Genomic DNA, 21,719 nt, shown 5'->3' with positions numbered 1-21,719 from the left:
TAACATTTGCTTGATGGAGCTGAAAATGGCCAAAGATAATATATCCCTTCAAAGTACAGAAAACATACCCTCACAAAATCAACCAATTGGTAGCGCAGTTATCGTATATGGCAAAGTTGAGGCCCTGGCGCCTGATGGAACTACGCGTCTACTGACACCCAATGGACCTGTGTTTTTAGGAGAGCGTATAATTACATCCAGTAATGGTTCAATTTCGATTGTATTTGATGATGGTGTTAATAGTCAGCTTGATTTAGGGCGAATGTCTGATGTAACCCTTGATGAAGATGTTTATCAGGAAAGTTCTGAGGACCTAAGTGAGGTTCTGGCAGAAGTTGAAGATATTCAGGAAGCACTGCTTTCTGGAGATTTTGATCCTACGATTGACCTTGAAGCTCCTGCTGCAGGTCCAACAGCGGCACCGGCAAATGCTGGCGGCGGTTCCTCGGCACCCCGTTTTCAGTTAACTGCTGATGAGGTAACCCCTGAGGCTGGTGCTGAAACTACTGGAATTGGCTATGACTTTGTTGGTTCAGAAACTGAGTTTGAAGAAGAACAAGAAGAACAAGAAGAGATAGTTGAAGAGGTGACCTTTCAAGAACCCTTGGTTGCGGCAGCCCCGGAAGCAGATGATCTCCCTGGCGATGACCTTCCTGAAGAGGATCCAGAAAGTTCAGTTCCGGTTGCAGGAGATTATCTTGCAGAACTGCGAGAAGAGAATCTAGCCGACGGGACTGCCCCTGAAGCATCGCTGCTGAATGTTTCTGGACAATTATCTGTTTCTGGAACATTAGCGGCAGAGCTTGGTGTGGATTTTGGTGATGACACACCGGGTACCATTTCTTTTGGCGGAGCACCGCTTACCATTGATAACTCCGGAGGCCAGACACTGACTGTAGGCGGTTCATATGGGAACTTAGTCATAAATGACGATGGAACATGGACCTATACCTTAACAGATAATATTTCTCATCCCGATGTAGATCCTCATTCTTCTGATCAATTTCTATCAGATACCTTTACTTTCACCATTACAGACGAAGATGGTGATACTGCGAGCGGCAGCCTAACAGTAAATATCTATGACGATGCGCCGTTACAAACAGAAATTAAAGTTGCAAGAGTTGTTGAAGAGGAGGGTCTGGATAATTTAGGTGATGGAATACCAAATGTCGTTGGTTCTGACGGCAATCCTGATGATAATGATCTGAAAGTCGACCCTGTTCCAAGCCAACAAGATTCTGCTGTAGTATCAGGATCTCTTGTCGATTTTGTCACTGTCGGCGCTGATAACCCGGGATCATTCACAATTATTGAAAATGCAGATCTCCCAGATTTGTTTTCACAGGGAGGGGAAGTTGAGTATGTTGTCAATGGTGACACACTTGAAGCGTGGGTGAGAGGAAGTTCAACACTACAACCAATTCAGGGACGTAACCAGGGTGTTTCTGATGAAGATCCAGGAGGAGATAGGCTGGTTTTCACTTTTAAAGTAGAGCCAAGCGGCGACTATACATTTACTCTATTGGACCAACTTGACCACGTTGCACCGCCGCAAGGTGTGGAATCAGACGAAAACTTCAGTCTCGTTTCAACAGGAGGCATAGTTGAGTCGTTAGACTTATCAAAATCAATTGAAGTGACTGATACAGATGGTGATTCAATCGTACTCGAATCAGGAACTCTCACAATCGTAATTGAAGATGATACGCCTATTATTGCAAATGAATTACCAGGACAAACAGTCTACGAAGATGGTTTGGCTACTCCAGTAGATTCCTCCGATGGAATTGGTGGTGGCGATACAGTTGTCACCTACGATCTCTCTTCCATAACAAAATCTGGCGCAGATGAAGATCTGACCTACGGTTTTACAGAAATTCCTCCAGGTTTTGCAACTGGTCTGAAGTCCAGGGAAAATGATGTAACCTACTCCGTAAGTGGAAGCACCTTAACCGCCACAGCAGCAGGCGTTACGGTCTTTACCTTTAGTGTTGATCCTGCAACCGGTATTGCGACATTTGATCTCGATGACCAGCTCGATCATGATGGTCTTGGTGATGCAGAAACCTTGGCGATTAATAATCTTGGTCAGTTTGTTACTGCCACAGATGCTGATGGTGATTCTGTCTCATTTGACAACCTTATTACTGTAGTTGTAGAAAATGATGTTCCAGAAATTACAGGAAAACTTGAATCTCAAACAGTCTACGAAGATGGTTTGGCTACTCCAGTAGATTCCTCCGATGGAATTGGTGGTGGCGATACAGTTGTCACCTACGATCTCTCAGCAATAACAAAATCGGGCGCAGATGAAGATCTGACCTACGGTTTTACAGCAATTCCTCCAGGTTTTGCAACTGGTCTTAAATCTAAGACCAACGATGTAACCTACTCCGTAAGTGGAAGTACCTTAACCGCCACAGCAGCAGGCGTTACGGTCTTTACCTTTAGTGTTGATCCTGCAACCGGTATTGCGACCTTTGATCTCGATGACCAGCTCGATCATGAGGGTCTTGGTGATGCAGAAACCTTGGCGATTAATAATCTTGGTCAGTTTGTTACTGCCACAGATGCTGATGGTGATTCTGTCTCATTTGACAACCTTATTACTGTAGTTGTAGAAAATGATGTTCCAGAAATTACAGGAAAACTTGAATCTCAAACAGTCTACGAAGATGGTTTGGCTACTCCAGTAGATTCCTCCGATGGAATTGGTGGTGGCGATACAGTTGTCACCTACGATCTCTCAGCAATAACAAAATCGGGCGCAGATGAAGATCTGACCTACGGTTTTACAGAAATTCCTCCAGGTTTTGCAACTGGTCTTAAATCTAAGACCAACGATGTAACCTACTCCGTAAGTGGAAGTACCTTAACCGCCACAGCAGCAGGCGTTACGGTCTTTACCTTTAGTGTTGATCCTGCAACCGGTATTGCGACCTTTGATCTCGATGACCAGCTCGATCATGAGGGTCTTGGTGATGCAGAAACCTTGGCGATTAATAATCTTGGTCAGTTTGTTACTGCCACAGATGCTGATGGTGATTCAGTCTCATTTGACAACCTTATTAATGTAGTTGTAGAAAATGATGTTCCAGAAATTACAGGAAAACTTGAATCTCAAACAGTCTACGAAGATGGTTTGGCTACTCCAGTAGATTCCTCCGATGGAATTGGTGGTGGCGATACAGTTGTCACCTACGATCTCTCTTCCATAACAAAATCGGGCGCAGATGAAGATCTGACCTACGGTTTTACAGCAATTCCTCCAGGTTTTGCAACTGGGCTGAAGTCCAGGGAAAATGATGTGACCTATTCCGTAAGTGGAAGCACCTTAACCGCCACAGCAGCAGGCGTTACGGTCTTTACCTTTAGTGTTGATCCTGCAACCGGTATTGCGACCTTTGATCTCGATGACCAGCTCGACCATGAGGGTCTTGGTGATGCAGAAACCTTGGCGATTAATAATCTTGGTCAGTTTGTTACTGCCACAGATGCTGATGGTGATTCTGTCTCATTTGACAACCTTATTAATGTAGTTGTAGAAAATGATGTTCCTGAAATTACAGGAAAACTTGAATCTCAAACAGTCTACGAAGATGGTTTGGCTACTCCAGTAGATTCCTCCGATGGAATTGGTGGTGGCGATACAGTTGTCACCTACGATCTCTCTTCCATAACAAAATCGGGCGCAGATGAAGATCTGACCTACGGTTTTACAGCAATTCCTCCAGGTTTTGCAACTGGTCTGAAGTCCAGGGAAAATGATGTAACCTATTCCGTAAGTGGAAGCACCTTAACCGCCACAGCAGCAGGCGTTACGGTCTTTACCTTTAGTGTTGATCCTGCAACCGGTATTGCGACCTTTGATCTCGATGACCAGCTCGATCATGAGGGTCTTGGTGATGCAGAAACCTTGGCGATTAATAATCTTGGTCAGTTTGTTACTGCCACAGATGCTGATGGTGATTCTGTCTCATTTGACAACCTTATTAATGTAGTTGTAGAAAATGATGTTCCAGAAATTACAGGAAAACTTGAATCTCAAACAGTCTACGAAGATGGTTTGGCTACTCCAGTAGATTCCTCCGATGGAATTGGTGGTGGCGATACAGTTGTCACCTACGATCTCTCTTCCATAACAAAATCGGGCGCAGATGAAGATCTGACCTACGGTTTTACAGCAATTCCTCCAGGTTTTGCAACTGGTCTTAAATCTAAGACCAACGATGTGACCTATTCCGTAAGTGGAAGCACCTTAACCGCCACAGCAGCAGGCGTTACGGTCTTTACCTTTAGTGTTGATCCTGCAACCGGTATTGCGACATTTGATCTCGATGACCAGCTCGATCATGATGGTCTTGGTGATGCAGAAACCTTGGCGATTAATAATCTTGGTCAGTTTGTTACTGCCACAGATGCTGATGGTGATTCTGTCTCATTTGACAACCTTATTACTGTAGTTGTAGAAAATGATGTTCCAGAAATTACAGGAAAACTTGAATCTCAAACAGTCTACGAAGATGGTTTGGCTACTCCAGTAGATTCCTCCGATGGAATTGGTGGTGGCGATACAGTTGTCACCTACGATCTCTCAGCAATAACAAAATCGGGCGCAGATGAAGATCTGACCTACGGTTTTACAGCAATTCCTCCAGGTTTTGCAACTGGTCTGAAGTCCAGGGAAAATGATGTGACCTATTCCGTAAGTGGAAGCACCTTAACCGCCACAGCAGCAGGCGTTACGGTCTTTACCTTTAGTGTTGATCCTGCAACCGGTATTGCGACATTTGATCTCGATGACCAGCTCGATCATGAGGGTCTTGGTGATGCAGAAACCTTGGCGATTAATAATCTTGGTCAGTTTGTTACTGCCACAGATGCTGATGGTGATTCTGTCTCATTTGACAACCTTATTAATGTAGTTGTAGAAAATGATGTTCCAGAAATTACAGGAAAACTTGAATCTCAAACAGTCTACGAAGATGGTTTGGCTACTCCAGTAGATTCCTCCGATGGAATTGGTGGTGGCGATACAGTTGTCACCTACGATCTCTCAGCAATAACAAAATCGGGCGCAGATGAAGATCTGACCTACGGTTTTACAGAAATTCCTCCAGGTTTTGCAACTGGTCTTAAATCTAAGACCAACGATGTAACCTACTCCGTAAGTGGAAGCACCTTAACCGCCACAGCAGCAGGCGTTACGGTCTTTACCTTTAGTGTTGATCCTGCAACCGGTATTGCGACCTTTGATCTCGATGACCAGCTCGATCATGATGGTCTTGGTGATGCAGAAACCTTGGCGATTAATAATCTTGGTCAGTTTGTTACTGCCACAGATGCTGATGGTGATTCTGTCTCATTTGACAACCTTATTACTGTAGTTGTAGAAAATGATGTTCCAGAAATTACAGGAAAACTTGAATCTCAAACAGTCTACGAAGATGGTTTGGCTACTCCAGTAGATTCCTCCGATGGAATTGGTGGTGGCGATACAGTTGTCACCTACGATCTCTCAGCAATAACAAAATCGGGCGCAGATGAAGATCTGACCTACGGTTTTACAGAAATTCCTCCAGGTTTTGCAACTGGTCTTAAATCTAAGACCAACGATGTAACCTACTCCGTAAGTGGAAGCACCTTAACCGCCACAGCAGCAGGCGTTACGGTCTTTACCTTTAGTGTTGATCCTGCAACCGGTATTGCGACATTTGATCTCGATGACCAGCTTGATCATGATGGTCTTGGTGATGCAGAAACCTTGGCGATTAATAATCTTGGTCAGTTTGTTACTGCCACAGATGCTGATGGTGATTCTGTCTCATTTGACAACCTTATTAATGTAGTTGTAGAAAATGATGTTCCAGAAATTACAGGAAAACTTGAATCTCAAACAGTCTACGAAGATGGTTTGGCTACTCCAGTAGATTCCTCCGATGGAATTGGTGGTGGCGATACAGTTGTCACCTACGATCTCTCTTCCATAACAAAATCGGGCGCAGATGAAGATCTGACCTACGGTTTTACAGCAATTCCTCCAGGTTTTGCAACTGGTCTGAAGTCCAGGGAAAATGATGTAACCTACTCCGTAAGTGGAAGTACCTTAACCGCCACAGCAGCAGGCGTTACGGTCTTTACCTTTAGTGTTGATCCTGCAACCGGTATTGCGACCTTTGATCTCGATGACCAGCTCGATCATGAGGGTCTTGGTGATGCAGAAACCTTGGCGATTAATAATCTTGGTCAGTTTGTTACTGCCACAGATGCTGACGGTGATTCTTTCTCATTTGACAACCTTATTACTGTAGTTGTAGAAAATGATGTTCCAGAAATTACAGGAAAACTTGAATCTCAAACAGTCTACGAAGATGGTTTGGCTACTCCAGTAGATTCCTCCGATGGAATTGGTGGTGGCGATACAGTTGTCACCTACGATCTCTCAGCAATAACAAAATCTGGCGCAGATGAAGATCTGACCTACGGTTTTACAGCAATTCCTCCAGGTTTTGCAACTGGGCTTAAATCTAAGACCAACGATGTAACCTACTCCGTAAGTGGAAGTACCTTAACCGCCACAGCAGCAGGCGTTACGGTCTTTACCTTTAGTGTTGATCCTGCAACCGGTATTGCGACCTTTGATCTCGATGACCAGCTCGACCATGAGGGTCTTGGTGATGCAGAAACCTTGGCGATTAATAATCTTGGTCAGTTTGTTACTGCCACAGATGCTGATGGTGATTCTGTCTCATTTGACAACCTTATTAATGTAGTTGTAGAAAATGATGTTCCTGAAATCGGTACAGTTACAGATGCATATATTGCAAATGAGGCTGGTGTTACTCTTGTTGGTGTTTTTGAAGTGGATGAAGGTGCAGATGAGTCTGTCAGTGCTGATCTTACTTCAAATATTGAGGGGTGGGACGGAGCAACGACTTTTTCTTCTGTTTCAAGTCATCTCTCTGGAGGGCAACCGGTATATTACTATGTTGACCCGTCAGATAAGAGTGTTTTGAAAGCGGTAACTGACCCAAATGATCCTGATGGCAGTTTGGTGTTCACCCTGGCTGTTGATCCTACTACCGATGAGTATAATCTAGAAATGCATGCTCCGCTTGACAGTATTATTGAATATGAATTTGACACATCTGGAACCTCATTTCCGGGTGGGCCAAAAGACTTCTTGGTTATTGCTGAAAATGATGATGGAACAACTCAGGCTTATAGTCCATCGCAAACTGTTCCAGCATCTTCCGATGTTTTATTTACACTATCATCATATGATGCGAGTGGGGCCAATAATGTCAATGGCAGCTCTGATGGTATGGGAATTCAAAATAATATAGTTAATGAAGGTGAGGGATTATTGGTTATAGATTTTGGTACCGCTGGGTTGGATGGCACTGTTGCTGTTGGGGATATAAGCTTTGGTCTGAAACACGTCCCCAACTCCAGCGATTTAACTGTAAGATATACAGTGTTTGACGAAAATGGGAATAGACTTGATATTGATGGAAACATTATTTCCTCGGGAGCGTTGCAACAGTACACTGGAGAGGAGATCGTTTTAGAGAGCTCAGAGGAATTTACAATTAATCAAACTGCAAACCTTGGTGAAATAAGCAGGGTTGAACTTGAAGCAATTGATAATAATTTCAAACTGACCAGTATAGATTTCGCTGTTTCATCAACTGAGACAGACGTGAATGAAGAGTTTGATGTGATCATTACTGATTCTGACGGCGATACCGACGAAGCAACAATCAGTGTTGAGTTTGATGGTGACAATGAGATGATTGGGACAGATGATGCCGATGCCTTTGTTGGAGGTGTAGAAGGTGAGAACATCTATGGTGGTGGTGGTGATGACATAATTGATGGTGGCGGTGGCGAAGACCAGATCATTGGTGGTACTGGTGCTGATACAATAGATGGGGGTGCCGGTAGTGATGTGATAGTTGGTGATGATGCTGTCTTTGGAGCTGATGCATCCTCTGGCAACTCTGATATTGTTGAGGATGGTGAAATTGATATCCTTACCGGTGGTAGTGATATTGATACAATAGGAGACAAAGATGGTAATGATACAGTCACCGACCAGGACGTGCCAACTGAGACTATAGAGGATGACCTTGATAATCTGATTCCTCCTGTAACTCCGTAAAGCTAAATTGTAGCTCAACTATAAACCGGAACACGACATATAGGGGTGTTGAAAAGTACTTATATGTCGTATTCCGGTTTTACTGTGTTTAATTGGCCTGGTAGCTGTTAATGTGATCCAGGCTATGTATAAATTTAAGGGGGCAATAAATATCGGTGTGCCTAACCTGTCCTATTATTGTTATTATTTCTTTGCTTTTGATATAATTACAATGCTCACTCGGAGGATAGGCCAACGCTGAGGAGCGACCTGAGCTCCGTAGTGAGTGACCTAAGAATGGGAGACTGAGCTATCTGGCTCGGTCTCTCTTTTTTATGCCCATCATCTGCAATGGCACTGCTGACTAAGAACATCTGCTATAATTCAAGACTTGGGTGACATTTTGACAAGCTATTAGTAGGATTAGGTCCCCCTACATAAAGGGACAGCTACTGTCCCAGGCCATATTTTTGCTTCCTTCATTTATTTAATTTCTCTCCCTTTATATAACTACAATCTATAGTTACTACTCATATTTTCCCGTTGTAAATTAGGCTGTAATATTGGTCACCAGGCCATAGTAATAGGAATTTATTGCTAAACCTTGGTTCCGTCGCTGATTTTTGCTATATTCACCAGCCTGATCCCGGCTTCATAAACAATTTTTATGTTGCCTTGAGTAAATTTGCGCGAAGATTAACCAAAGAGGAACCTATGTTGAACTCATATAAATTGGAAGCTGCAGCACGAAAAGAGCAGGGTGTACCACCATTACCACTCACCCCGGAACAGACAGAAGGTGTTACAACACTTTTGGAAAAAGGAAGTGAGGAAAGCTCTTTTCTCCTGGATCTTCTCGCACAGAGGGTGGAACCTGGTGTTAGCAAGTCCGCAAAGGTAAAAGCTGCCTGGTTGAAATCCGTCGCCCTTGGGGAACTGACTGTACAAAACCTTTCACCGGCTGCAGCCGTGATGTTACTGTCTGAGATGGGTGGTGGTTATAATGTAGAAGTTCTGGTGGAATTACTTGAGGTTGAAACTATTGCTGCAGAGGCTGCAACCGGTTTAAAAAAGTTGATAAAAGTTTATGATGGTTTTGATAAGGTCGCTGAGCTGTCAAAAACAAATTCGTATGCCAAAGATGTTATCGTATCCTGGGCTAGGGCTGAATGGTTTACAGAGGCAAAACCTCTTCCAGAAACCATGGAACTCACTGTCTATAAGGTTGACGGTGAAATTAATACCGATGACTTCTCACCCGGCAATCAGGCCCAGTCAAGGGCTGATATTCCGCTTCATGCAGACTTTTTTGGTTACAGCAGGTTTCCCGATGGAATTAAAACCATTGCTGGCTACCGCAGTGAGAATAAGCAGGTGGCTTTTGCAGGTGATGTCGTGGGGACAGGGTCGTCGAGAAAGTCTGCGGTCAACTCTCTGCTCTGGCATACGGGAGATGATATTCCAGGCGTACCAAATAAGAGGGTAGGGGGTGTAGTGCTCGGAGGAACCATGGCTCCGATTTTTTATGCCACAGCAAGAGACGCCGGTATAATGCCCATAGAGTGTGATATGGGAACAATTGCAACAGGGGATATCCTTACCCTTGATCTTAAAAACTGGAGTCTGACAGGCCAGTCAGGGGCTGAAATAAAGATGCAGCCCGCATCTCCCACCCTTCTTGATGAATATAGGGCCTGTGGACGTCTTAATCTTATTATCGGTAAACAGTTGACCCGCTCTGCCTGCAGTTTTTTAAATGAAGATTTTCCGGATATTTTTTCCACTGTGACCAATCCTGAAGAAAAAGCAGATCAAGGATTCAGTCTTGCCCAGAAGATGGTTGGAAAGGCTTGCGGAGTGGAAGGGGTTTTGCCGGGTACTGTGTGTGAGCCGAAGATGACCACGGTAGGTTCCCAGGATACTACTGGCCCCATGACCATGCAGGAAATCGCAGAACTTGCCTGTCTTCGATTTAAGGCGGGGCTTTTTATGCAGTCTTTCTGTCATACAGCAGCCTATCCTAAGGCTTCAGATTTTGGCAGATGGAATATTATGCAGGAGACCACTGTGGGTTGTGGGGGCCTGGCATTAAAACCGGGTGATGGGGTTATCCACCCGTGGCTTAACAAGATGCTTGTTCCAGATACCGTGGGAACAGGGGGGGATTCTCACACCCGCTTTCCCCTTGGAATTTCCTTTCCAGCGGGTTCGGGCCTCGTTGCCTTTGGTGCTGCCCTAGGCTTTATGCCCCTTGAAATGCCAGAGTCTGTTCTTGTACGTTTTAAGGGCAAAAGAAAGCCTGGTATCACTGTACGGGATATGGTTAACGCAATTCCCCTTGCGGCCATTGAAAAAGGCCTTCTCACCGTGGAGAAGAAAAACAAGAAGAATATCTTTGCTGGAGCCGTGCTCGAGATTGAAGGTGTTGATGATTTATCTGTGGAAGAGGCTTTTGAGCTCACAGATGCTTCAGCTGAACGAAGTGCAGCGGGTTGCGCTGTGCGTCTTCCCCTTGAAACGGTAGTGACAAATGTAAAAAGTAATGTTGATACTCTGCAGTCACTTGTGGACTCGGGGTATCAGGATACGACCTGTATTGAAAATCGTATTGCCGAGCTAAAGGTCTGGCTTGAGAAGCCGTCTCTTCTTCAGGCCGATGAGAACGCCGAATATTTATGTGTGATCGAGATTGATCTGGCTGAGATTACAGAGCCTATACTTGCCTGTCCCAACGACCCGGATGACGTCAAGGTTTTGTCAAAGGTGGCGGGTGCAAAGATTGATGAGGCCTTTGTTGGCTCATGTATGACCCATCTTACCCATCTCCAGGCGGCTTCTTCAATCCTTGATGGTGAGCCCTATGCAAAGGCCCAACTCTGGGTGGCTCCTTCCACCAGAATGGATCAGGATGCCATGGTAAAAGAGGGTGGAATGTCGGTTTTTGCTCAGGTTGGCGGTAGGGTTGAAATCCCTGGTTGCAGCCTTTGTATGGGGAATCAGGCCCGGGTACGGCCTGGTGGCACGGTGATTTCGACCTCAACCCGTAACTTTGATAATAGACTGGGTGATGGTTCACAGGTTTATCTTGCTTCAACAGAGCTGACTGCTATAGCCGGCCTTAAAGGTGAGATTCCAAGTCCTGCAGAATATTTTGAGTTCCTGGAAAAGAAGAACCTGGGTTAATAACAAAGAGTAAGAAAAGTGATATTCTCCCCCGCCTTAGAGGTTAGGCGGGGGAGAACGATCAACTTGAGGCGGGAGTCTGAAGTTGCGCGCTTGCGTGCAGTGGGGACTCGGTCAGGTGTTGTTCGAGCACCTTTTCAATTTCAAAGTTCAGTTTTTCCGGGCGAATGGGCTTAGATACATAACCATCCATTCCAGCTGCTAAACATTTTTCTTTATCACCGTTTATGGCATAGGCTGTCATGGCAATGATGGGGATATGGCTGCCCTCCTTCTCACCTTGACGGATTTTCCTGGTGGCTTCATAACCGTTAAGGTGGGGCATCTGGATATCCATCAATATCAGGTCAAACTGTTCTTCCTCGTGGAGCTGTATGGCCTCAAGTCCGTTTTCTGCGGTTGTAACACGCCAACCTTCACGCTCTAGTATTGTTACAGCAAGAGTCATGTTAATATATTCATCTTCCACAAGAAGAATATTGAGTCGTCTGTTAAGTACTCCTCTTGTCTGTTGGTTTATAACTCCAGTGCTTGCATATGGTGCCACAAGCTCTTTCTGGGTATCGAGTGGAAAACGAAGACTAAAGAGAAAGGAGGTACCGGTTCCCTGCTGACTCTCAATAAATATCTTACCCCCCATTATCTCAACAAGTTCCGCCGCAATAACAAGGCCCAGACCGGTTCCACGGTTACTGGAGTCCCGTGTCGTTCCCAGTTGACTAAAAGCTTGAAAGACCTGAGAAATTTTATTTTTAGGAATACCAATTCCGGTATCTTTAATAAGAAAATCGAGCTCTATGGTGTTATCAGCAATGGGGGTATGCTGCTGTACCGAAATTGCAACCTCCCCTGCCTGGGTGAATTTAATGCCGTTGCCCACAAGATTGATGAGTACCTGGCTGAGTTTATACTCATCTCCAATCAGCGAGTCAGGAATTCGAGGGTCACAGTCAACCCTGAGGTTGATATTTTTTTCAGCGGCACTAATGGCCAAAATTTCAAGACCACTGGCCAGAATATTACGCAGGCTGAAAGGGGCTGGCTCTAACTCGAGTTTTCCTGCATCAATTTTTGAAAAATCGAGAATATCGTTAATAAGTTTGAGTAACCGATTGGCAGAACTGTTCACCATATCCAGGTATGTTCTTTGCTGGTCGTTGATTTTTGTGGTTAAGAGCAGATCGGTAAGGCCGATAATACCGTTCATGGGGGTGCGGATCTCGTGACTCATGTTGGCAAGAAACATGGATTTGTTTTTTTCTGCGTTTTCCGCCGACTCCTTTGCCTTTTTTAACTCATCCACCGCAAGTTTTCTGCTGAGTGCAGCACCAACCTGTCGGGCGACAAATGACATGAGTTCCTTGTCGTTTTCGCTGTAAATGGTGTCGTCATAGCTCTGTACGGCCACAACGCCAGAGATCTCTTCCAGGTAGAAGGGCGCACCCAGCCAGCTGGTAGGACGGGTTCCCCGGGGGACAATACCGTTATTATGGCACACTTCATCAAAGTTGCCAGGGGTGAGCAGCAGTACATCCTGTGACTGTAGTAAGAAGCTGGTAAGGCTTAATGGAGCGGCATTGACCTTAAATGCAGCTCCCTGAAATTCCGGGTCATTATCATCGGCAAAATAGGGAAAGTGTATGTACCTGCCATCAGCCTTGTTTTTATTGAGTGCGATGAAAAAATTAGGCGCGTGGATTATTTTCGCGACAAGTTGGTGGAGTTTCACATATAAACAGTTGATATCAGTTGATTTTTGCGCTTCTTCACTGATCTCGTGGAGTGCTGTTCTCAGTCGTTCTGAATACTCAACCTCAGCAATGGATTGCTGCAGTTGTAATATTGTTCCCATACTTTTGAGCCGGGCACCGATAATTTTGCTGAGTGTCTCGATGGCCTTGCAGTATTCCTTGGAAAAAGAGGAGATGTTTGATGTAGCTATGTACAAAATAGCAATTAACTGGGTATCGTTAAAGATAGGAACAAGCAACTGGGTTGAATGGGACGTTGACCTGAGAATATCTGATTTATTACAACTGTTACTCAGCTGAAGTGAAACCTTACTTTTTTCTAGTTGAGTAACAGATGCATCGTTATGGGGAATATATCGCGGGACTTGCTCGCTATTTATATGAGTTGTACTTGTTCCATTTCCAGGGGGACTAAATATATCTGCACCCTCAATTTTTAGATAGATCTCAACTGAAAAATCGCCTAGTTTGGGGAAAATGTCCTTTCGAAGAAAAGCAGCGAGTTGTTCAGTCGTTTGTACAGAAGAGTGGCAGTTGGCAAGTTCACCAATGAGGTCCAGGACAGGAATTTGTGGTGTGTCGGTACTACCGTTTCGGGAAGTAATCATACAATTCTCGTTAGCGCCTTACTCCTGAAAGCCTGTTATAAAAAACAAGAGACTCAGGAATTGAATTTGAAATCGCAAGTTTAGTCTTATCACCAGATAGTGAGTATAGTGAGACCTTTGAGGTACTTATCCCGTTCATCGGGGATAGTTAATTGGTCTTGCACTATAAACACTATGATACTCCCTTCCCTGGCCCCCCCGAGCACTTAATAATCATATCAAAAAAAAATCCGGATATGAAGTTTGTGAGCAAACTTTTTCAATTTCTTTTCTTTAGACTTGGCAACACGCTAAAGCTTTAGTTAAGTATGGTCTTAACTAAAGACCAAAGTTTGCAAACGAACCCTTATGCTGGAAAACATTAATTAAATTATAGGATATGAGGATGGTTGGTAGAAAAAGAGGAGTGAAAAGACTAATATTTGGACTTCTGCTGGTGGGGTTCATGTTACCGGAGTGCTCTTTTGCTGTATTTGATAGTAATACAGAGAAGTATATAATAGGAGAGGGTAACGCAGCGTTTAGCGGTGACTATAAAGAAATGGTTGAACGACGATTAATACGGGTCCTGGTTCCCTATAATCGGGCGTTCTTTTTCTTTGATGGTGCACAACCTAAAGGAATTACGTACGAAACCGCTATCAATTTTGAAAAATTCATTAATAAACGGGAAAAGACGAAAAACTTAAAGGTTCGGGTGGTGCTGGTTCCAACTCCTCGCTCTCAACAACTTGAGAGGATAGCAAATGGTATGGGTGACATCGCCATGGGAAATCTGACCATTACCGATGAACGTAGGAAGATAGTTGATTTCAGTACTCCTTTTGCAAAGGATGTGAGTGAAATCCTGGTTACAGGCAAGGGTGTGAAAACTATTAAACGGCCATATGATATAGCGGGTATGGAAATTCATGTGCGTAAATCCAGCAGTTATTATGAAAACCTGCTGATGTTTAACGAGGTGCTAAAAACCTCTGACAAGCAGCCGGTAAAGATAGTGGAAGCGGAAGAACGCCTTGAAGACTCAGATCTCATGGAGATGGTTGGCGCAGGGTTGATTCCGGCTGTGATTGTTGATAGCCATAAAGCAAAGCTTTGGGAAAAGGTTCTACCTGGCATCAAGCTGCATATGGACGCAAAAATTCATAGTGGCGGTAAGATTGCTTGGGCTGTCAGAAAAAACAGTCCGGAGCTCCAGGCAGTTATGACTGCATTTGCAAAAGATCATAAAGAAGGAACTTTGACCGGTAACGTTATTATTAATCGGTATTTGAAGTCGGCAAAGTACATTAATAATGCAACCAGTGGTGCTGAGCGGAAAAAATTTGAAAACAGTATTCACTTTTTCAAAAAATATGGAGAGCAGTACGACTTTGATTATCTGATGCTAGCAGCACTCGCCTATCAGGAGTCGACACTCGATCAAAGTTTGAGAAGCAAGGCTGGAGCTGTCGGTGTCATGCAAATTTTGCCAACCACAGCAAAGGATAAAAATGTGGGTATTAAAAATGTTGATAAGATAGAACCTAATATCCATGCGGGTACTAGATATCTCCGTTTTATGGCAGATCGATATTTTCCACCAGAAGAGGATTTGGATACTCTGAACCGGGCCTTTTTTACCTTTGCCTCATATAATGCAGGACCAAACAGGGTAGCCAAATTACGTAAAGAGGCCGAGACAATGGGACTGGATCCTAATGTCTGGTTTGATAATGTAGAGGTGGTTGCCGCTAAAAGAATCGGCAGGGAAACCGTGCAATATGTGAGTAATATTATGAAATACTATATTGCGTATAAGCTGCTCAGTGAGAAGTTTCACGATCAGGTTGAAGCTGCAAAAAAGTAATATTCTCTGATTTCTAACCCCGTTGCACGGGATCTTCCTCGCTGGAAGGTCCCGTTTTTGAGCAGTGGATAGGAGTTTACGGGGGAGAAGGTGATTTGTATAATACAGCCCTGTAATCATCCATATTAACTTGGGTACGTCTCTTGCTGAGATGGTTAAGGAAGGCTGCTGCATTTCGGCTGATAACTGTTTGCTCAGAGATTCCAAGCGTTGTAACTAAATCAAGACATTCTATAAATCCCCCCACATTGAGTGCAATATGTGCATCACTTCCAAAGGTTAGTAACCCGTCTTCTTTGGCAACGGCTTCAGCCAGTTGTCCGCAATTCTTCCTGCTACCTTGCCTGGAAGTGGTAAATGAAGAGTTGTTAATCTCAATGAGAACCCCAAACTGGGCCGCAGCCTTTGCTACTTCCAGATAATCAATAGGAAAAGCCGGGTTACCACCGTGGGCGAACACATCAATTTTCCCTGATGCCATGGCATTGATAACAGCGTCCGTATGGATGCTTTTTTTTGTGGGGGCGATGATGGGTTCATGGAGGCTGCCAAGCACAATGTCCATTTGCTGGTGGATGTCTTCATCAATATCTAGTTCACCATTACTATTAAGAATATTCGCCTCCACCCCGCGTAATATTCCAACTCCGTTCATTACCCGGGGTATGACACGCATATTCATAAAAAACCAGAAATGTGGTGCACCGGGCATCTGTGGACCATGGTCTGTTATGGCGAGTAAGCGAATTCCCTTAATAGACGCCGCAGAAACATTTTCAGCAAGACTACTATAGGCATGGCCGCTTGCCACGGTGTGGGTGTGACTGTCAACTTCGATGTGCATCGTATACCTTAAAATATGTGAATTAAGTCATGGCGTGAGATAACGGTAACCAGTTAACTGAACGAATTATTTCTCAGCCTCAACCCTATTGCTCAGAATCCCTATATTTTCAATTTCTACCTCAACGGTATCGCCAGGCTGGAGTGGGCTGACACCGCTTGGAGTACCTGTGATGATGATGTCTCCCTCCTCCAGGGTGAACATTTTCGAGACAAAGGAGATTATTTCGGGAAGCTTGAAGATCATATGTCTTGTGTTGGATTGCTGCATCACCTTGCCGTTAACTCTGCATTCTATATTAAGGTTTTGCGGATCACCAATTTTGTCCGGGCTCACAATAACAGGACCTATGGGGCCAAATGTATCAAGAGACTTGCCTCTGAACCAACCTGATTTATCACCTTTTTGCAGGTTTCTCTGGCTGATATCGTTAAAGCAGGTAAAGCCAAGAACATGGTCCATTGCCTCTGCTGCTGGTATGTTTTTGATCCGGTCTTTGATGATAATAGCAAGCTCTGCTTCATGGTCTGTTCTACAGTTATCAAAATTATAATCTTGTAAAAATGAAGGTATAATTACAGGTTGGCCCGGGCCTGTAAGAACATTGGGTGTCTTAGGAAAAAGCAAAGGTTCTGTGGGAATTGCCTCATCAATATTGGTTGTACAAACCGACTGACTCTCTTTTATGTGTTCAACATAATTGAGGCCCAGGGCAACGATCTTGGTTGGTTTTACTGTGTAACTACTACCATCACTCATTGGAAGTTGAACTGTCATATTTGGTTTCTCCTGAAATTTTGGGATCTTTTAAAAGAGGAGGTCATCGTTTGCTCAGTAACTTGTTTTATATTCAATTATTTTAATTGTCATTTGTTTTGTCAAAGCACCCCTTGTATAACATACTAATAGTGCCAATTCTTTGGATTGAAAGATGTTATGTTCTTTAGTGAGTTAATACGTATACATAAGGATTAGTACAATGAAATTTCGTAAAATTTTCTCACTCACCTTACTTGTTTCACTGGTCCCCCTGTCTGTTACCTCTGTTGTATTATACATAGTACCTGAGGGAAGAGTTGCCTACTGGTCCGACTGGAAAATGCTGGGCTTGAGCAAAAGTCAGTGGGGTGATATCCATATCAACCTGGGCTGGCTCTTTCTTACTGCGGGCTTATTTCACCTGTACCTGAACTGGAAGGCCATCGTGTCCTATCTGAAAAATAAGGCCAGAGAACTGAGAGTATTTACGCTGGAGTTTAGCATCAGCCTGCTCCTCACCATATTTTTTATTGGAGGAACCTTGATGGGGATTCCTCCCTTATCAACTATTCTCGATTTTGGAACATCATTTAAAGAAGCTGCTGCTGACAAATATGGTGAACCTCCCTATGGACACGCCGAATTGTCTTCCTTAAAGACACTCTCTAAAAGAACGGGGCTAGACCTTGCTAGAGTGGAGCAGGCGCTGAACGATGCTGGGGTGAAGTTTGGAGAGAATGGTCAAAGCTTACTTGAGATTGCGAAACTGAACAAGCTCACCCCAAAAGAGGTGTGGCTGGCGGCACAAAAGGCAAAACCTGCAGAGACTATAGGAGAATCTTCTTTTCCCACGCAACCGTTTCCCGGAATGGGCAGGCAAAAACTCCAGGATATTTGTGACACTTATGGGCTTGATAGTGAAAAGATTGTCGCGGCACTTGGGGAGCATGGAATTGTTGCAGAAGTAAGTCAAAGTATCAAAGAGATTGCCACAGCAAATAACAGTGACCCCCATGCTCTTTTCGAGGTGCTTCAAGGGGTGGTAGAACAAATTAAACAAGAGTAGGGGATATAGAATGAATCAGATGATGTATACAGGTGTTATTGGGGTGTTGAGTGTTGGATTAACTCTTGGTATTGCAGCAGTCTCCACCGGGGCTCAATCCCCACTGGACGCCTTTCCGCCGGCAGAAGATGATGAGGTACGTCATGTAATAGTGCTTGCGGAACAAGGGCAGGGTGAGGAGATACACTATAAGGTGGAGTTGATTCCCGGTAAACTTGTTCAAACAGATGGAGTGAACAAGGTAAGACTTGGGTTGAGTCTTGAACCTGTGAGTCTTAAGGGGTGGGGATACACCTATTACAAGGTGAGTGGAAAAGATCATGTCCTCAGCACCATGATGGCTGTTCCTGAAGGTTCTGAGTTGTCAGAGAATTATGTCTCCGGCAGGCCTCTCATGGTTCGCTATAATAGCCGTTTGCCCTTAGTAATCTATGGTCCTAAGGGGGTGAATATCCGTTATAGAATCTGGACGGCCGGTGAAGAACAGGAAGCGAAGAAAGGAGAGTAACCGTTAGATATTAGGGTTTTTTTATAAGATTCTGGTAGGCGTTATATTTATCAGCAAAGGTGTTGTCCGGAGGTGAGAGAACAGCAATATTACATGGTTGTCTCAGGCAGATGTTACAAGGCAATTTCCAGGTCGTCGAGCAGCGGTTATTCCCGCTCAGGTAGTGTACAGAGACAGTCCCATGCAAGATCACGTTCTGCTGGCGCAGGAGCAAGGGCTAAGGGAGAAAGAAGGTAAGTTTTGTAAGCAAGATCTATGGGGAGATGGTGCTTTAGCTCTTTCCCCATAGAGTGTGGTAGAAAAAAGATTAACCCACCAGTTTTTTCGTTTTAAGTCCGACCCGTTGGCCCTTAATATTTTTTACAATAAAGGCTGTTGTCGGGATAAGTCGAGGATTCCAGGCACAGCGAAGTCGAACCTGATTTCCTATTCCGATTCTATATGTTCTGGCTGAACCAACGGGAATGTCAAAACCAAGACCCTCAGTCGAGAGATCATTGAGCATTACCTCCACTTCTCTTCCTGCACTGGTGGTGAGGATGATGGAACCACTCTGATTTTCTCTCGGCCGTACTCGTCTGTTAAAAATGCAGCGTGTGAGCTCTGCACATTTATGGCAACGGATTGATTTTGTCCGAATGTCCGCCGGGATAGTTACATTTCTCTTTGCCTTACACGCGGAACATCTGAATTGCATTCTGTTGTTGATAACCTTGAAAATTACAGATTTTGCCATGGCCATCTCCTTTACACGGTAGGAATATTAATGATAATGAATTATTGCGGCTGTATCTGTAACTGAATATTGTTCACTAATTTAGTGCCTTACTGCTGAAATCCTGTCATAAAAACAGATAGCGTAGACTTCGAGAAATTCAGGAATTGAATTTGAAATCGTAAGTTTAGTCTTATCACCAGATAGTGAACGTAGTGAGACCTTCGAGGCACTTATCCCGTTCATCGGGGTTAGCTATATAGCCGACAAACAAAAATACCTATCACATTGAAGCGTTTTTGTCAAATACACTCCAGTTGAGAAAAAGATAAGAATGTAACGTATAAAAATAAACACGTTGTGAGGGGTGACAAAATCTCTTGAGGTTAGCCCGCTGTTGCCCTGTATACCCTTAAAAAGTTACCCCCAAGAACCTTTAATATGCCATCTTCGCTGTAATTTCTTCGGATCAACTCCGCAGTAAATTCGCCAAGGCCTGCATGACTGTCGATGATGTCTTTACTGGGGAGTTCCTGTTCAATATGCAGGTATTCCCTGAAGCTGTCACATAGGTCAAAACCAACACCCACATGATCAATACCAGCGATCTTAACAACATGGTCGAGGTGGTCCACAAATTGGGGTACAGCAACACCCTCAACAGTATCACGAATAAATTTATTGATGGAATTCATGCCGATTACCCCGTTTTTCCTGGCGATTGCTTCAATCTGGGAGTCGGTCAGGTTACGTGGGGAGGAGGCGAGGGACCTGCAGTTAGAGTGTGAGGCGATAACCGGAGACTGGCAGAGCTCCAGAACGTCGTCAAAGCCGGTATCATTTAAGTGACTGACATCTATGAACATACCAAGTTTTTCCGCTTCTTCAAGGAGGTGAACACCAAAGGGACTGATGCCACCGGGTGCTCCACTTTTCCGAGGACTGTAAAAAACACCATCTCCAACCATGTTACGGCGGCTCCATACAAGGCCAAGGCCACGTACCCCGAGTTCATAGAAGATACGCAGCAGATGTATATCGTTTTGCAGCGGCTCTGCTCCTTCAAGGGAGAGAAAAATAGCAACTTCACCACGTTTTTTCGCCTGTTCCGCTTCAAGGACGGTTCGACAGAGGCAAAATTTACCTGGAGATTCTTCAATTTCTTTATGGAGACAGCTAATTTGGTCAAGCGCCCTTCTAAGGCCCATTTCCGGGAGATAGTAGTCATGGATAAATATGGCAGAGACAATCAGGTCAAAACTTCCAGCCTTGAACTGGTCCAGATAGTCTGTTTCAATGACTTTCTGGTGGCCCCTCTCACGTCTGTTTGAAACCTCATAGGTAAGATCAAAGTGGGCATCCACGGTGAATGCCTTACGGTGCAGGTCATCCACCTGCTGTTGAAGAGAGCTGTCCATGGTTTATTTCCTTAAAGGTGCTGCGGGTAAAATATGTGATGCACTATCTGTATGAGGTCTATGTTCATTCGTCAGCTATAGCGGTTAACTGAGATGAAGGTATCCAGGTGATGCTGGCTGAAGTCAGAATCTTTGATGTTTAAACTATTTTCTCTTACCCAGCCGCTGGCGTGAATAAATCTGCCATTTCCTGTGGCAAGACCTACATGGCTCACTCTGTCTGTAGTCTTTCCAAAAAAGAACAGGTCCCCGGCCCTGGCCTCACTGTGGTCGTTTGAGAAAAAGTGGTGTTCATGCTGCTGACTTGAATTCCGAGGGAGCTGGTAGGAACAGAGGGTGAAGATAGTTTGCACCAGCCCGGAGCAATCAAATCCTTTGGGGCTTTTACCGCCCCAGGTGTACTGGTAACCAAGAAAATCCCTTGCCTGCCTGGTAAGATTTTCAGCTGTAAACTCTTTTTGACTGCCAAGGTCTTTACGAAGGACCCACCCACAGAGGCCATCGGGCAGCACTACTCTGAACCAGTCGTCTGTTGCATCGATTATATGCAAGGTAGAGCCTATGACACCATCACGTATTTTATCTGAGCCTGGTGAAGCTTCTTTGTGAATCGCAATGAAATGCGATGTAACCATATAAGCGGGATGACTACTCTGGGGCAGGAAGGAGAGTTGGTCCGTGGATATCCAGCTTGTGTAACCATCATTTTGAATTATTTGGGAAAAGAGAGGCTGATGGTCTATGACCTTTACCTCTTCTCCAAGTAATCCCTGGGTGGTCAGCTCACTTGCGTAGGATGGTTCCTGATAGTGGCTGCTTACTCCTACATTAATGGTTGCGGTTGTGATCATGGAAGGGCTCCTTGCGGTATC

General features: G+C 44.4%; 11 protein-coding genes. 5 read left to right on the top strand and 6 right to left on the bottom strand.

Annotated elements, in window-relative coordinates; translation table 11 throughout:
• Positions 1 to 25: 25 nt before the first annotated feature.
• Both ACX6CI_RS19010 and ACX6CI_RS19005 read left to right on the top strand, forming a co-directional pair.
• Positions 26 to 8,167: a retention module-containing protein gene (locus tag ACX6CI_RS19010; RefSeq protein ID WP_458775240.1), complete on the top strand. Its 8,142-nt coding sequence runs from the start codon at positions 26 to 28 to the stop codon at positions 8,165 to 8,167.
• A gap of 693 nt (positions 8,168 to 8,860) precedes the next feature.
• Positions 8,861 to 11,329, top strand: coding sequence for a bifunctional aconitate hydratase 2/2-methylisocitrate dehydratase (locus tag ACX6CI_RS19005; protein ID WP_458775239.1), 2,469 nt, complete (start codon positions 8,861 to 8,863; stop codon positions 11,327 to 11,329).
• A gap of 61 nt (positions 11,330 to 11,390) precedes the next feature.
• Here the strand turns inward: ACX6CI_RS19005 and ACX6CI_RS19000 are convergent, their stop codons facing one another.
• A complete protein-coding gene (locus tag ACX6CI_RS19000) occupies positions 11,391 to 13,688 on the bottom strand; it encodes a response regulator (protein ID WP_458775238.1) in 2,298 nt (765 codons plus the stop codon).
• A 385-nt stretch (positions 13,689 to 14,073) separates the two neighbouring features.
• On the opposite strand from ACX6CI_RS19000, the gene ACX6CI_RS18995 reads away from it, so the two are divergent.
• A complete protein-coding gene (locus ACX6CI_RS18995; RefSeq protein WP_458775237.1) occupies positions 14,074 to 15,537 on the top strand; it encodes an MltF family protein in 1,464 nt (487 codons plus the stop codon).
• Between the two features lie 76 nt (positions 15,538 to 15,613).
• On the opposite strand, the gene ACX6CI_RS18990 is transcribed toward ACX6CI_RS18995, so the two are convergent.
• The gene (locus ACX6CI_RS18990) at positions 15,614 to 16,381 is read right to left on the bottom strand and encodes a PHP domain-containing protein (protein ID WP_458775236.1); all 768 of its coding nucleotides are present in this window, start codon (positions 16,379 to 16,381) and stop codon (positions 15,614 to 15,616) included.
• A 66-nt stretch (positions 16,382 to 16,447) separates the two neighbouring features.
• Positions 16,448 to 17,158: a fumarylacetoacetate hydrolase family protein gene (locus tag ACX6CI_RS18985; protein WP_458775235.1), complete on the bottom strand. Its 711-nt coding sequence runs from the start codon at positions 17,156 to 17,158 to the stop codon at positions 16,448 to 16,450.
• A 202-nt stretch (positions 17,159 to 17,360) separates the two neighbouring features.
• Between ACX6CI_RS18985 and ACX6CI_RS18980 the strand changes: the two genes are divergently transcribed.
• Complete coding sequence (locus tag ACX6CI_RS18980) at positions 17,361 to 18,206, top strand: DUF4405 domain-containing protein (RefSeq protein WP_458775234.1); 846 nt, start codon at positions 17,361 to 17,363, stop codon at positions 18,204 to 18,206.
• Between the two features lie 10 nt (positions 18,207 to 18,216).
• Positions 18,217 to 18,714, top strand: a complete 498-nt coding sequence (locus tag ACX6CI_RS18975) for an ecotin family protein (protein ID WP_458775233.1) — start codon at positions 18,217 to 18,219, stop codon at positions 18,712 to 18,714.
• A gap of 307 nt (positions 18,715 to 19,021) precedes the next feature.
• On the opposite strand, the gene ACX6CI_RS18970 is transcribed toward ACX6CI_RS18975, so the two are convergent.
• The 3 genes from ACX6CI_RS18970 to ACX6CI_RS18960 form a co-directional block, all read right to left on the bottom strand.
• Positions 19,022 to 19,450 (bottom strand): hypothetical protein, encoded by a 429-nt coding sequence (locus ACX6CI_RS18970; RefSeq protein ID WP_458775232.1) that lies wholly within the window; start codon positions 19,448 to 19,450, stop codon positions 19,022 to 19,024.
• Between the two features lie 365 nt (positions 19,451 to 19,815).
• Positions 19,816 to 20,847 (bottom strand): dipeptidase, encoded by a 1,032-nt coding sequence (locus tag ACX6CI_RS18965; RefSeq protein ID WP_458775231.1) that lies wholly within the window; start codon positions 20,845 to 20,847, stop codon positions 19,816 to 19,818.
• Between the two features lie 71 nt (positions 20,848 to 20,918).
• Positions 20,919 to 21,698: a C40 family peptidase gene (locus tag ACX6CI_RS18960; RefSeq protein ID WP_458775230.1), complete on the bottom strand. Its 780-nt coding sequence runs from the start codon at positions 21,696 to 21,698 to the stop codon at positions 20,919 to 20,921.
• Positions 21,699 to 21,719 lie beyond the last annotated feature (21 nt).

Source organism: Desulforhopalus glucosivorans (genome assembly GCF_054397165.1).
The sequence above is the reverse complement of the archived record's forward strand: the minus strand, read 5'-3'. Positions and strand labels throughout refer to the sequence as shown.

Coding starts and splice junctions, on each gene's coding strand:
- ACX6CI_RS19010 (WP_458775240.1), top strand. CDS start 26: ATGGCCAAAGATAATATATCCCTTCAAAGTACAGAAAACATACCCTCA.
- ACX6CI_RS19005 (WP_458775239.1), top strand. CDS start 8,861: ATGTTGAACTCATATAAATTGGAAGCTGCAGCACGAAAAGAGCAGGGT.
- ACX6CI_RS19000 (WP_458775238.1), bottom strand. CDS start 13,688: ATGATTACTTCCCGAAACGGTAGTACCGACACACCACAAATTCCTGTC.
- ACX6CI_RS18995 (WP_458775237.1), top strand. CDS start 14,074: ATGGTTGGTAGAAAAAGAGGAGTGAAAAGACTAATATTTGGACTTCTG.
- ACX6CI_RS18990 (WP_458775236.1), bottom strand. CDS start 16,381: ATGCACATCGAAGTTGACAGTCACACCCACACCGTGGCAAGCGGCCAT.
- ACX6CI_RS18985 (WP_458775235.1), bottom strand. CDS start 17,158: ATGACAGTTCAACTTCCAATGAGTGATGGTAGTAGTTACACAGTAAAA.
- ACX6CI_RS18980 (WP_458775234.1), top strand. CDS start 17,361: ATGAAATTTCGTAAAATTTTCTCACTCACCTTACTTGTTTCACTGGTC.
- ACX6CI_RS18975 (WP_458775233.1), top strand. CDS start 18,217: ATGAATCAGATGATGTATACAGGTGTTATTGGGGTGTTGAGTGTTGGA.
- ACX6CI_RS18970 (WP_458775232.1), bottom strand. CDS start 19,450: ATGGCAAAATCTGTAATTTTCAAGGTTATCAACAACAGAATGCAATTC.
- ACX6CI_RS18965 (WP_458775231.1), bottom strand. CDS start 20,847: ATGGACAGCTCTCTTCAACAGCAGGTGGATGACCTGCACCGTAAGGCA.
- ACX6CI_RS18960 (WP_458775230.1), bottom strand. CDS start 21,698: ATGATCACAACCGCAACCATTAATGTAGGAGTAAGCAGCCACTATCAG.